At 62.0% G+C, this 413-nt stretch carries 1 pseudogene; it reads right to left on the reverse strand.

Going from position 1 to position 413, the window contains the following annotated elements:
• Positions 1-413 (reverse strand): annotated as a pseudogene (glyA, locus tag EN742_RS37465) (serine hydroxymethyltransferase); the annotation flags it as partial.

The following is a 413-nucleotide window of genomic DNA, read 5'->3' on the forward strand; positions in this document are numbered from 1 at the left end:
GTGGGCCATGTCGACCATCAGATAGGCGCCGATCGACTCGGCGATCTCGCGGAAGCGCTTCCAGTCCCAGATACGCGAATAGGCGGTGCCGCCGGCCAGGATCAGCTTGGGCTTGGTCTCATGCGCGGTCTTCTCGATCTGATCCATATCGAGCAGGTGGTCGTCCTTACGCACGCCGTAGGATACGACCTTGAACCACTTGCCGCTCATGTTGACCGGAGAACCATGGGTCAGGTGGCCGCCGGAATTGAGGTCGAGGCCCATGAAGGTGTCGCCAGGCTGCAGCAGCGCCAGGAACACCGCCTGGTTCATCTGGCTGCCGGAATTCGGCTGAACGTTGGCGAAGTTGCAGCCGAACAGCTTTTTCGCGCGCTCGATCGCCAGCTCCTCGGCGACGTCGACGAACTGGCAGC

This window comes from Mesorhizobium sp. M4A.F.Ca.ET.020.02.1.1, from assembly GCF_004022645.1.
Classification (GTDB): Bacteria; Pseudomonadota; Alphaproteobacteria; order Rhizobiales; family Rhizobiaceae; genus Mesorhizobium.